Below are 12,364 nucleotides of genomic sequence, written 5' to 3'. Positions count from 1 at the left end.
TGTTATCAGCCGCTTAGTTAGCGCTGCGAATCCAGTAGTTTTCTTCAGCAAGCTTGCGACGCTGTCGAGCCTGAGGTTGTGGCTGCGCGAAGTAGCGCTCTACATCGTTTGCAGCATGCGTAGGCTTGCGGAATTTAATGGCTCCCAAGAACGCCACCAGGCTGTTATTGGTCGCGCCTGAGTTTGCGTTGCTGCTAGCTGTGTTTTCTTTGTTTTGTGCCATGACGGTGTACCTTGTAACTATGTACTTAGAATAGAACTCTGACCTGTGGCAACAAGGGAAAAATCCGCAAAAAAAACGTGAAAAGTGCGCAGTCGCTGGAGCAGCGTAAAATCATTGTTTTCTCGCATAGCAGCCTCGCGTATTCTGAAGAGGTCAATTCGCCCGCTCCGATCAGGAATTTTTATCATGCTTGACGCACTCGAACTTCTTCCCGATGACCCCATTCTTGGCCTCGCTGCGCTGTGTCGCACGGACGACAATCCCAAGAAGGTAGACCTCACGGTGGGCATTTACATGGACGAGAACGGAGTGTGCCCGGTCTTTGATGCTATTCGTCAGGCTCAGACAACATTGGTGGCCAAAGAGGTAAGTAAGGCGTATCTGTCTCCAGCGGGAGTCGCAGGCTTCAACCCTGGCATGCAAAAGCTGGTACTGGGCGAGAATAGTGCGGCATTAGCTGACGGGCGAGTCAGCAGTATTCAGGCACCTGGAGGCTGTGGCGCACTGCGTATTGGTGCTGAGATTATTCAGGCAGCCTCGCCCGGAGCAAAGGTTTGGGTCTCGGATCCCACCTGGCCCGTTCATATTCCTTTATTGGGAAGCGTGGGTCTGCAGTTCTCCACCTATCGTTACTACGACGCCCAAACTCATGGCGTGAACTTTGATGCAATGGTGGAAGATCTTAAAGCTGCAGGACCCAATGACATCGTGCTGCTGCACGGCTGCTGTCACAACCCTTGCGGTGCGGACCTTTCGCAGGAGCAGTGGTCCATTATTGGTGACATGGCCGAAGCTCAGGGCTTTATGCCGTTTATCGATATCGCCTATCAGGGTTTAGGTGACGGACTTGACGAGGATGCGGCGGGCCTGCGTCAACTCGCTGAGCGCTTGCCTGAAATGATTATTGCGGCTTCCTGTTCAAAGAACATGGGTCTTTACCGTGAGCGCACAGGCTGCACTATGTTTCTGTGTCGTGATAAGAAGAATGCCGATGCCTTGTTAAGTCAGGCAAAAGTCGCTGCACGACGCGTGTACTCCATGCCTCCAGCGCATGGCGCACTGCTTGCCAGCGCGGTATTGGCAGACGATGACCTCACAGCGAACTGGCAGGCCGAGCTGCGTGGTATGTGCGATCGCATCAACGGATTGCGCAGCGATCTTGTGGAGAAGCTTCAGACGGCAACGGGACGCGACTTTGAGTTTATCCGCGCCGAAAAAGGCATGTTCTCCTTTTTGGGACTCAGTGGTGAGCAGGTGCAGACCTTGCGAGACGATTACAGCGTTTACATGCTTGGCTCATCGCGGATCAATGTAGCCGGAGTCAACGCCCGCAACATTGATTATCTGGCGGACTCTATCGCTAAAGTGTTGTAAGCCGCGTCCGGGCCAAGCGGCTTAGACGCGTTCTTCCAGTTCTGTCCAGCGCTCAATTTTTGATTCGAGCGTGTCTGTAATACCGGACATTTCAGCGAGGAGGTCTTTGACCTCCTGTGCCTCGCGCTCGTAAAACGCTGGATCTGCACATAGGCCCTCGAGCTCAGCCTGTCTGGTCTCCAGAGCTTCTATCTCTCCCGGAATGGCATCGAGTTCCCGCTGCTCTTTGTAACTGAGCTTCTTCTGCGTGTGGGGTGCGGGCTCGGCTGCCGCCGCCGGAGCAGGCTTTGTATCAGCGGTGCTTGCGGTGTCATGGGGCATGGCTTCCAGAGGCAGCAAGCGACCGCCGCGAGCTTCCCAGTCGCTAAAGCCGCCTGCATGCTCTTCGATACCGCCGTCACCAGACAACACCAGCAGACTAGTCACCACGTTATCCATAAATGCCCGGTCATGGCTTACCAGCAATACCGTGCCCTTAAACTCCATGAGCAACTCTTCCAGAAGCTCCAGGGTCTCGATATCCAAATCGTTAGTAGGCTCATCGAGCACCAACAAGTTAACGGGCTTACTGAACAGCAAAGCCAGTACGGCGCGATTTTGTTCTCCGCCGGATAGCGCTCCCACGGGAGTGCGCAGCCGCTGCGGCGAAAACAGAAAGTCCCCCAGATAAGACACGGCGTGTTTGCGACGGCCACCAATGTCAATAAAGTCCCGACCGCCGCAAACATTGTCGATGAGATTTTTAGTTGGATCCAGGGTCGACCGCCCCTGATCGCCATAGGCCACCTCGAGTTTGCTGCCCAGGCGAACGCTACCGGTCTCAGGTGCCAGTTCGCCGGTAAGCAGACGGATCAAGGTGCTTTTTCCGGCGCCATTGGGCCCTACGATGCCTACACGATCACCGCGTTGGAGCAGCATGGAGTAAGGCTTGATAATCTGGCGGCCGCCGAGCACAACGCTGGCTTCTTTTAACTCCACGACGATCTTGCCGCTGCGCTGGGCATTGTCCACATTCAGATTTGCGGTGCCGGTGCGTTCGCGCCGGGCACTGCGCTCTTCGCGCATGGCCTTGAGAGCTCGAACTCGACCCTCGTTACGGGTGCGTCGGGCTTTAATGCCCTGCCTGATCCACTTCTCTTCGTCGCTCAATCTGCGGTCGAAGAGGGCGTTGGCTCTCTCTTCAGCCGCGAGTTGCTGCTCCCGATGGGTCAGGAATCCTTCGTAGCTTCCCTGCCAGACGGTCAGTCCGCCGCGATCAAGCTCTGCGATGTGATCGGCAACACCACTGAGAAATCGTCGATCGTGCGTGATCAGGACTAAAGCGCAGCGCAAAGTCGTGAGCTGCTCCTGAAGCCACTCGATGGCGGGAATATCGAGATGGTTAGTGGGCTCGTCCAGCAGCAGAATGTCCGGATCACTGACCAGCGCTCTTGCCAGAGAGGCCCGGCGTCGCCATCCACCGGAAAGGCTCGCCATGGGCGTGTCGCGAGCGAGGTCCAGCTGGGTTAGCGTGGTGTCGACTCGCTGGCCCAACTGCCAGCCGTCTGCGGCCTCCAGGGCGTGCTGTACGCGTTCCATCTCTACAAGGTCGGCGTCTGGGGAGGAAATAAGCTGCTCAAAGCGACGCAGGAGTGCGCCAGTCTCGGCCAGTCCATCGGCAACATAGTCATACACCGTGATGTCTGTGGCCTCAGGCAGTTCTTGCTCAAGCCTTGCGATACGCGTACCCGGGCGCAGCCAGCGCTCGCCTCCATCCAGGGCGAGGTCGCCCGCCAGAATTTTGAGCAGCGTGCTTTTTCCCTCGCCGTTACGGCCTAAAAGCCCCAGCCGTTGACCGCTACTTATTTGCAGGTCGACGCTGTCGAGGAGGACGTGAGTGCCAAAATGCAAGTTGGCCTGTTCGAGACGCAGAAGGTCCATGGATACGCGGCTGTAGAAAATGAGGGGCGCATTCTACAGTGCTTGCAGCTATATCGATGCACTTTTTCTTAGGGAACATGGCCGCACCCGTCGATGTCGGAAACCCGCGTCGGCTAGCCCGGAAGCGTACTTTAAGGCTCGTTTTTTTTCGGGCTCATCTGGCGAATCAACGATGCCATGGCTTGAGCAGCAGCCGATAGCGTTTGCTGCCTGCGCGTAATCACACCTAGCCGGTGCGTTATCACCGGAAAAGCAATCGCCCGGCACTCCAGCCCCATTTCTTTCATTTGAGCGCGGCTAGTGCTGGGCACTACGCTGAGGCCTAAGCCCTCGCGCACCATTCGTCCGATGCTAACAAGTTGGTGAGACTCAAACGCAGGTGTAATTCGCAGGCTTTCTTTTGCAAGGCTTTGGTCGATGCGTGCTCGGGTACCGGCGGGTTTTTGCAAACTGATATGCGGGTAGTCCAGTAGATCACGCCAGCGCAGGCTTCTCTTTCGCAATAGCGGATGTTGGCTCGGGAGGATCGCTATAAACCGGTCTATGAACAGAGGCTGGAACGTCAGGTCGGGCGAATCGTCCGGATCAAAGGTCACACCCAGTTCACAGCGATGCTCCCGCACCATTTCAACAACGCTTTCGGCGATAACGTCATGCACGGTCACATTGATGTTTGGGTATTGCCGATGAAAGCTGGCCAGTATCTTGGGGAGCAGGTTGATGGTGTAGGTGGGCATGGCGGCGATATCCAGTTTTCCGCGGCGCAAGGAAAAGTGGTTTCGTACGTCTTGAAGTGACTGTTCCCAGTCGGACAGCAGCCGCCGGGCGACGGGATAAAAAGCTTTTCCTTCGGGTGTAAGCGTCACCGAGCGAGTAGTTCGAGCGAATAGTTTCCCGCCAAGTGACTCTTCCAGGTTTTTGATGGCAATGCTCAGCGCTGGCTGCGACAGGTGTAGCCCAACGGCGGCTTCGGCGAAGCTGCCAGTTCGGGCAACTGCGCTGAAAGCGATGACTTGATTGATTGGTACTGCCATGGATTCACCGCAATTTTATTGATTATCTAAATTTATTAATTAATTGAAAAATACAATTTGATAAATATAACGCCGTCTTGCAGTCTGGTTCAATAAAATTAGAAATCAGCATTTTCAGGAGTGTGTCGTGGCTGGATTCGACAAAGTGGTAGATAGTTACGAGGAGGCCATGGCTGGCCTTGAGGACAACATGACGGTTATTGCGGGGGGCTTTGGCCTCTGCGGGATACCTGAGAACCTCATCAAAGAAATCAAGCGAAAAGGCACGCGGGGTCTGACCATTGCGTCCAATAATGCCGGCGTTGATGGTGCTGGCTTAGGATTACTTCTTGAGGATCGTCAGATCAAGAAGATGATTGCCTCCTACGTCGGAGAGAATGCCCTATTCGAAGCGCAAATGATGAGCGGCGAGCTTGAGGTGGAGTTAACCCCGCAAGGTACTCTCGCGGAAAAAATGCGCGCCGGCGGCGCGGGAATTCCAGCCTTTTTTACGGCGACGGGCTATGGCACTCCCGTTGGCGATGGAAAAGAGTCTCGAGAATTCAACGGCCGGTACTACATTCTCGAGGAGGCGCTGCAGGGCGATTTTTCTATCGCTAAAGCCTGGAAGGGTGATCGTTACGGAAATCTGATGTTTCGAAAGACCGCGCGTAACTTCAATCCTATGGCTATAACCGCCGGCAAGATCGCCGTCGTTGAAGTGGAGGAGATCGTTGAGGTTGGTCAGTTGGACCCCGATGAAATCCACCTTCCAGGTATCTATGTGGATCGCCTGATTAAGGGTAGTTTTGAAAAAGCCATCGAACAACGCACCGTGCGAAGCGCTTAAGGAGATATGACATGGCTCTGACCAGAGAACAATTGGCGCAACGTGTCGCGCAGGAGTTTCAGGACGGCTTTTACGTCAACCTTGGAATTGGTATTCCCACCTTGGCCGCAAACTATATCCCTGAGGATATGGAAATGATGTTGCAGTCTGAGAACGGCCTCTTAGGTATGGGGCAATTTCCCCTGGAAGAAGAAGTTGACCCGGACCTAATCAATGCTGGAAAGCAAACCGTCACCATGGTCAAAGGGGCGTCATTGTTTTCGTCAGCGGAGTCCTTCGCCATGATTCGCGGTGGTCATGTGGATTTGACCGTCTTGGGAGCATTCGAGGTGGACTGTCAGGGCAATATCGCTTCCTACATGATTCCCGGAAAACTAATCAAGGGAATGGGCGGTGCCATGGATCTGGTGGCTGGCGCCGATAATATTATTGTCACCATGACGCATGCTTCGCGATCGGGCGAGTCCAAACTCTTATCTGAGTGCACCTTGCCGCTGACGGGCAAAGCCTGCATCAAACGTGTACTGACGGATCTTGCACTTCTGGATATAGAGGATGGCAAGTTCATTTTGCGAGAGCGTGCGCCGGGTGTGAGCGTTGAAGAAATCATCGCGCTTACCGAGGGCGAGTTGGTCGTTCCAGACAATGTTCCCGAAATGGTGCTCTAGGGCAGGGCCGCATAATGAGAGCCAATCGGGTCTCTAAGGCTAGGGTCTAAACTTCGTCATTCCTACTGGGCGATGCCGCTGTGATTCCGCTATCATTGCGGCCGTTTTTGTCGGGATACCTATGTTTTCACGCGCCTATCAAGCACACCACGACCGTCAGCTGGCTCTTTGGCTACTTTGCTGTGCCGTGGTGATCTACGGGATGATTTTGCTAGGCGGCGTTACACGCCTTACTGAATCCGGTTTGTCCATGGTGGAATGGCGCCCCATTATGGGTATCTGGCCACCCATTGGTGAGGCCGCCTGGCAGGAAGTGTTTGCCAAATATCAGCGCTTTCCCGAGTACCAGAAGATTAACCAGGGAATGGGTCTTGATGAGTTCAAGGTGATCTTTATGTATGAGTACCTGCATCGGGTGCTTGGTCGCCTCATTGGCTTGCTGTTTGTGATTCCTTTGCTGTTCTTTGCCCTGCGCGGCGTTATTCGGCCGGGCCTTATGCCGCGCTTGCTGCTGTTGCTGTTGCTTGGAGGGTGTCAGGGTCTTCTTGGCTGGTACATGGTGAAGAGTGGTCTGGTGGATCGTCCCAGCGTGTCTCAATATCGTCTTACGGCACACCTTGGTCTTGCGGTGGCGCTATATGCAGCGATCGTTTGGCAATTCCTTAACTTATGGCCTCGCGCTGCGCTGCCGCTAAAGTCTCCGGCAGCACATTCCATGAAGGGGCTGGCAAAGTGGTCCCCGGTGCTGCTGTTGCTGGTATACCTGATGATTCTGTCGGGAGGTCTGGTCGCGGGTACCGATGCAGGCTACGCCTATCCGACCTGGCCGAATATGGGTCCGGGGTTTATCCCGCCAGGTCTTTATGAAGGCACGCCGCAATGGCTGGCGGCATTTGAGGACGTTACCACCATTCAGTTCAATCACCGTATTTTTGCCTACCTTTTGGTGATGATCGTAGGTGGCTTTGGCTTGCGTTTGTTGCTCCAGAACGCCGATGGATTTTTGCGACTTGCCGGCGCCGCGGTGATCGCAGCGCTGTTGCTACAAGTCACTCTGGGAATCAGTACCTTGCTGACGCGCATGGCGATTCCTGTAGCGGCGGGACATCAGGCGGGGGCAATTTTACTGCTTACGGTACTGCTGTTTACGGTACACACCCTTCGGCGTCGCCAGGGGCTAATCCCTAGCGATAGCTGACTACCAAAAAGCCTTTCAGCGCTTCTTCGCCCTCGCAGCGAATCACGTGAGGTATGTCGGCGCGGTAGTGAGCGGTGTCTCCGGTCATCAATGCAACCTCGCTGTTACCCGTACTGACGGTCGCTGCGCCCTGGGAGACTGAGAACATCTCCCGGGTTCCCTCAAAGTGCGCGGCGCTTGCGAGCTCGGCACCGGGTTGCAGGGTGATTACGTAGAATTCGATATTCTTTTCAAGCTGTAGCGGTGAAAGAGTGCGTAACTCACACTCGCTATCGGCTCGAAACAGTGTTCCGGGATCGTCACCACGCACCACATCAATGCTCGCGCTGGCATTGGGATCATCAACAAGCTCGCCGATGCTGATCCCAAAGGTCTGCGCGATCCGTTGGGTCACCGCAAGCGTCGGGTTGGCCTTGCAGCGTTCAATCTGACTAAGCATAGAGCGACTGACGCCCGAAGCGGCCGCGAGTTGCTCGAGGGTCATGGACTGGAGCTGGCGTAATTGGCTTACGCGTTCGCCCAGAAGTCTACTGGTTGAGTCGGTCATGGCTGCATTATATGACTAATAGCATTACCCATAGCCATGTCTGATTTGATTCGGCAAGACGCTGGCACCTATTGCTTCGCGTCGCGCTGCGCGCTCCTGACTGCTACGCAACAGATACCAGCGCCTTGCCTGACACCGGTCGCTCAGTAATCGCCGTGCATAGGTCGCAAGGAGTGCGGGCATGACTGTCATGGAGCAGTCAGGAGCGCGTTAGCGCGACGCGGAATGACAGTTGTGGTCGTGCTCCGATGCCTAGCTGTGCCGCAGGAGCGCGTTAGCGAGACGCGTAATGACAGTCATGGTCGTGCTCCCAAGCCTCTTTGCGAGAGTGGTGGTGACAAAGCTGCAGGCAAAAAAATGCCCGCACGAGGCGAGCATTTCAAACGCTTGTGAGGTTCAGCTTAGAAGCTGTACTTCAGACGAGCGCCCCATACTGCACTCTCTTCCATGTATCTGGAGTGAGAGCCCGCCAATACAGGTGTGTCGTAGGACTGCATGAAGACTTCTTCATCGAAGATGTTACGTCCATAGGCCATGATCTCCCAATCACCCGATCGAAGTCCCACGCGTAAATTGGCCTTGGTGAAGTCGTCGATTAGGTCAATGGGGTCGTTGTCACCTGCCGATTGGAAAGCGTCCCGGTAGTTAACCTCGCCGCCTACGAATAGCTCCATGTCGCCCATGGGACGGATGTAGTCGAAGAAGAAGGAGGCACTGTAATCCGAGGCATACAGCGTAGGCTCACCAGACAGCGGGTTTCCTTGCTCGACCGAACAATTAGGATTGGCATCCAATTGAATGGCGGTGCAGGGACCGTCGTCGAAATCACTGTAGCTAGCGTCGAGATAAGCAAAGTTCGCCCCCAGTCGGAGGTTGTCTGTAGCCTGCCACAGGGCATCTACCTCAAGACCAAAGATCTCTGAGCCGGCTGCATTTTTCACCACAAAGCCAAGACCCTCGAAGATGGCGGTTTGCAGATCGGTGTATTCTGTATAGAACAGAGCCCAGTTCAATGTCATACCACCATCGAGCAGAGTATGCTTTCCGCCTATCTCAAAAGCATCTACCTCTTCGTCTCCAAACTCAAAGTCATCGTTCGGATTGGACAGGTCATAGCAGGCATCAAGGTTAACCGTGAAGTCTGGGTTGGGCGCACAGGGGAATGCAGTGGGAGTTAGATCGCCGGGATTGCCATCATCTGCAGCGGTAAAACCGCCCGACTTGAAACCCTGAGAAAAGCTTGCATAGAGCATGCTGTCGTCACCCACATTCCACTGTAGATTGAATGACGGCGTCAGCGCATCAGTGGACCGATCTTCCCTGAAATCGTAGGCATAGGCATTGAAGCTGTTAGCCTGAATCAAGTGCAGGAAGTAACTGTCGCTTGGATTCAGGAGTCCGGAATTCTGATCGCTCAGAAACTGCGTGCTGATCACATCTTTGTTTTCTTCTGTGTAGCGAAGACCCACGGTTAAGCGCAATGTGTCCGTAAAGTTAAACGTACCCTGGGCGAACACCGCCAGGGAATCCGAATCCAACTGGTAATTATGATTCCGCGAAACCTGGTTCATGTCGTAGGCACCTCCAGTTAGTGCAGACAACAGGTTTTGTGGGAGGACTGAAGGCGGAGGATTCCCGGGTGTCACAATCGAAAGAAACTCTGGGAACAGTCCGTCGAAGTTGGTATCGATAGCGACCTGACGATCAAACTCGAGGTCCGATTGGTCGTAGTAAACACCCGCTACGTAGTCGAAAAACTCACCGCCGGGAGAGGCAATGCGGATCTCCTGACTGAACTGCTCAAAGGTCTGGTCATCGTCGCGGGAGATAAACTGCAGCGGCAGCCAGTCAACGTCGGCGCCATCAATATACTGATACTCCGACCAGCCCGTGACTGATGTCACAGTCAGTTCACCCACCTGCCAGTCCACATTCAATACCATGTTGGTGAGGTCGTTGTCTGAGCTGTCAGGGTTGATTCCAATGCCGATGCCATCTTCCCGGGAGCGGCCGTAACCATTGTCCTTGAATACCTCGAACTCACGGCCGGTCTGTTCCTGATAGCCAGGGTAGAACACATCCATGATGCTGTACGCCGTGTTGGCGAAGGCGGAGCGGTTGGGGACAAACTGGTCTCGCTCGGCCGCGTTTAAAAAGACTTTGCCCGTTGTTGTTGAGCCGATTCGCTCGTAATCTGACTGGCTGAACTTGAAGTTGACGTTTAACTCGTCAGTCGGCTGCCAGTTCAAAGACAGGCGGTAGGAAAGCTCTTCGATGCTACCCTCAGGGGTACCAAGAAAAACGTTGTCCGCAAAACCATCTGTTTCGCGATACTTAACAGCAAGTCGTGCCCCGAGGGTATCTGTGAGGCCGCCGCCTACAAAGCCTTCAACGATCCGGCCGTCGAATGACTCGGCGGACGCCATGATCTGGCCCTCGAGTTCGTCACCCGCGCGTGCGCTGGCGGTTGTGATATTCACCGCTCCGGCAACCGTGTTGCGGCCAAACAAGGTGCCCTGCGGTCCACGCAGGACCTCGACGCGTTCGACATCCAAAAACGCTGCCCGGTACTGACGCCCACGGCCCATGTAGACGCCATCGATGTACATACCCACGGACTGCTCAAAACCCTGGTTGTTACCTGAGCCCACGCCGCGCATGTAGATGTTGGTGTTTACCGGCGCATCCGCGATGTGCAGGTTGGGAACGTAATCGGCGAGTGCGGCCATATTTGGAATGCCGGCATCCTGGATTTTTTCACCCTGGATTGCAGATACAGAAATCGGTACGTCCTGAAGACTCTCCGCGCGTTTCTGTGCGGTGACGATGACTTCTTCGAGAACTTGAGCACCGACGGTGAGAGATTGCGTTGCCAGTGAGACAGCCGCGAGTAGCGGCAGCGTGCGAAAAGTCGCAGACATGGATATTCCCCTTGTGATTTTATATTTATAAGTCATCAAGCGGAGGCGCTTGTAGACCTGCTATGAATCGTAGGTAAATTCCCTGCGTGAAGGCAAGTAATTTAAAGCATAATTTTCACAAGGGTATGCACCACCGCGGTGCATTGTCTGGCTTCGGAAACGACTAGTCGTTGTAGCCCGGCGGAGGTACAAACGCGCGATGGTGAGTTTCCAGAAGTCGAGCCACAGCAAGTGTGGTCCTATCCCCAAGGTAACGACTGGCGATCTGCATGCCCACAGGCAGTCCGTCAGTTGTGGTCCCAAGCGGTACCGCTGTCGCGGGTAAGTAAGCGTTCAGCGTTAGCCCGGCCCACTTCAGAACATCGGTGTAGGGTCGGTCTTCTCCGTTAACAGTGATGACACGCGCCTGCATATCGGGGTGATGATCATGGGGAAAGGCGGGAACGTGCGCACAGGGGCACAGCAGAACATCATAGTCGCGAAAGAAGGCCTCCCAGGCGACGCGGGTATGTTGGCGAATTTCGTTTTGAATAATCCAGGCTTTATGGTCCAGTGCAATGCCGCGCATCTGCAGCATGGGCTCGCTCATGTCATCTGGCTCGGCGGCGGCCACCATATCGCGGGCCATCTGTCGCACTTCTTCTGGCGTGTCAGCGCCGATTACCGACATCAGCAGCTGAATGTAATTCGCATGGTTCGCCGCTGGATCAATGGTGGGTCGTGCATTGCGGTCCACAAATGCACCCAGACTCTCAAGGGTCCGTGCGGCGCTTTCTATATGTTCGGCGATGGAGTTCTCCACGGGGCAAAATTCATCATCGGCCCAGACAGCAACGCGCAGGTGCGACGCATCGCGAAAGCTCGGTGTGGGAAGCGCCGGCAGAGGATGCGCAGTGATATCCGGCGCCGGGCCCGCCAGCAGAGCCAGCGCCTGTTCCAGATCATCTACGCAGGTCGCCAGTGGGCCTGCCACAGAGAGGTCGGGCTCTGACAAGACGTTCTCGCCCGGGGGCAGGTGGCCACGCTTGGTGATCAGCTCGTAGCTGCTTTTGTGGCCAAAGACACCGTTGAAGTGGCAGGGCGTGCGGATTGATCCGCCGATGTCGCTCCCCAACTCCAGAGGCGTGAGACCACTGGCCAGCGCAGCACATGCTCCGCCCGATGATCCGCCGCAGGTTCGTTCAAGATTCCAGGGGTTGTTGGTAACGTCGTAAATTTCGTTGAAGGATTGAAGATCGGCGCTCATAAACGGCACGTTGGTTTTACCAAACACGATAGCGCCGGCATCCACGAGTCGCTGCACAGCGACTGCGTTTTGCTTGGGAATAAAGTCCCGGCGCTCGGGAATGCCGCCAACAGTCACCAGACCTTTGGTGCACCAGGCATCCTTAATGGTCATGGGTACGCCGTGCAGAGGTCCCCAGTCTTCGTTGTTCGCAGCAGCCTCATCCGCAGCGACGGCCCGGGCAAGAGCGCGATCTGTATCCAGTGCCACTACGGCGTTAATGTCCTGATTAAAACGCTCAATGCGATCCAAATAAAACTCCAGCACTGTGACCGCCGATAGCTTGCCCGCCTTGATGTCTTGAGCGAGTCCAAAAGCGCTGCGGTAAAGTATGCTCATAATCTTGATTCCCGACGGATGTGTGC

10 protein-coding genes are annotated in these 12,364 nt (G+C 55.0%); 4 read left to right on the top strand and 6 right to left on the bottom strand.

Features of this window, described 5'->3' with window-relative positions; translation table 11 throughout:
* Nucleotides 1-13 precede the first annotated feature (13 nt).
* Nucleotides 14-223 carry a hypothetical protein gene (locus tag R0135_RS08380; protein WP_407349804.1) on the bottom strand — a complete coding sequence of 70 codons (210 nt, stop codon included), beginning with the start codon at nucleotides 221-223 and terminating at the stop codon, nucleotides 14-16.
* 186 nt (nucleotides 224-409) lie between these two features.
* On the opposite strand from R0135_RS08380, the gene R0135_RS08375 reads away from it, so the two are divergent.
* Entirely contained in the window at nucleotides 410-1,597 is a 1,188-nt protein-coding gene (locus R0135_RS08375) for an aromatic amino acid transaminase (RefSeq protein ID WP_407349803.1), read from the top strand.
* Nucleotides 1,598-1,618: 21 nt separating this feature from the next.
* Here the strand turns inward: R0135_RS08375 and R0135_RS08370 are convergent, their stop codons facing one another.
* Nucleotides 1,619-3,517, bottom strand: a complete 1,899-nt coding sequence (locus tag R0135_RS08370) for an ATP-binding cassette domain-containing protein (protein ID WP_407349802.1) — start codon at nucleotides 3,515-3,517, stop codon at nucleotides 1,619-1,621.
* Between the two features lie 131 nt (nucleotides 3,518-3,648).
* Nucleotides 3,649-4,551 (bottom strand): LysR substrate-binding domain-containing protein, encoded by a 903-nt coding sequence (locus R0135_RS08365; RefSeq protein ID WP_407349801.1) that lies wholly within the window; start codon nucleotides 4,549-4,551, stop codon nucleotides 3,649-3,651.
* Between the two features lie 127 nt (nucleotides 4,552-4,678).
* Here R0135_RS08365 and R0135_RS08360 point away from each other — a divergent pair, with 127 nt between their 5' ends.
* The 3 genes from R0135_RS08360 to R0135_RS08350 all read left to right on the top strand — a co-directional run bounded on the left by R0135_RS08360 (nucleotide 4,679) and on the right by R0135_RS08350 (nucleotide 7,246).
* Nucleotides 4,679-5,380: a CoA transferase subunit A gene (locus R0135_RS08360; RefSeq protein ID WP_407349800.1), complete on the top strand. Its 702-nt coding sequence runs from the start codon at nucleotides 4,679-4,681 to the stop codon at nucleotides 5,378-5,380.
* Nucleotides 5,381-5,391: 11 nt separating this feature from the next.
* Nucleotides 5,392-6,048, top strand: coding sequence for a 3-oxoacid CoA-transferase subunit B (locus tag R0135_RS08355; RefSeq protein ID WP_407349799.1), 657 nt, complete (start codon nucleotides 5,392-5,394; stop codon nucleotides 6,046-6,048).
* Between the two features lie 121 nt (nucleotides 6,049-6,169).
* A complete protein-coding gene (locus R0135_RS08350; RefSeq protein ID WP_407349798.1) occupies nucleotides 6,170-7,246 on the top strand; it encodes a COX15/CtaA family protein in 1,077 nt (358 codons plus the stop codon).
* Here R0135_RS08350 and R0135_RS08345 read toward each other — a convergent pair.
* From R0135_RS08345 to R0135_RS08335, 3 genes are all read right to left on the bottom strand, one after another.
* Nucleotides 7,233-7,793, bottom strand: a complete 561-nt coding sequence (locus R0135_RS08345) for a helix-turn-helix domain-containing protein (protein WP_407349797.1) — start codon at nucleotides 7,791-7,793, stop codon at nucleotides 7,233-7,235. The genes R0135_RS08350 and R0135_RS08345 overlap by 14 nt on opposite strands.
* A gap of 401 nt (nucleotides 7,794-8,194) precedes the next feature.
* Nucleotides 8,195-10,714 carry a TonB-dependent receptor gene (locus R0135_RS08340; protein WP_407349796.1) on the bottom strand — a complete coding sequence of 840 codons (2,520 nt, stop codon included), beginning with the start codon at nucleotides 10,712-10,714 and terminating at the stop codon, nucleotides 8,195-8,197.
* Between the two features lie 163 nt (nucleotides 10,715-10,877).
* Entirely contained in the window at nucleotides 10,878-12,338 is a 1,461-nt protein-coding gene (locus tag R0135_RS08335; protein ID WP_407349795.1) for an amidase, read from the bottom strand.
* Nucleotides 12,339-12,364 lie beyond the last annotated feature (26 nt).

This window comes from Congregibacter variabilis (genome assembly GCF_045689235.1).
GTDB classification, from domain to species: Bacteria; Pseudomonadota; Gammaproteobacteria; order Pseudomonadales; family Halieaceae; genus Congregibacter; species Congregibacter variabilis.
The sequence above is the reverse complement of the archived record's forward strand: the minus strand, read 5'-3'. Positions and strand labels throughout refer to the sequence as shown.